Annotated in this window: 1 protein-coding gene; it reads left to right on the forward strand. The window is 46.2% G+C overall.

Going from position 1 to position 221, the window contains the following annotated elements; genetic code table 11:
• Positions 1 to 221: hypothetical protein (locus EXE42_RS20065; protein ID WP_206750795.1), on the forward strand; the 221-nt coding region annotated here is incomplete at both ends.

Raw genomic sequence — 221 nt, forward strand, 5'->3', positions numbered from 1 at the left:
CACTGATCGGGAAGATATCGCCGAGATCTATTCAATACTGGCTACATCTAATGTCGATGCAGTCGTCAATAACGTTCCAGAACTTATGGATGCATTAAGTGAAGGGCTTACACCTATGACTATGAAGAAGCTGCTCAGATCCGTTGCTACGATCGTCGACAATCAGCAAGTGGATCTCACTTCCTACCGGGGGATGATGCGTGGCTTGTTCAATGATGACT

Source organism: Halorubrum sp. SP3, assembly GCF_005435195.1.
Lineage (GTDB): Archaea > Halobacteriota > Halobacteria > Halobacteriales > Haloferacaceae > Halorubrum > Halorubrum sodomense.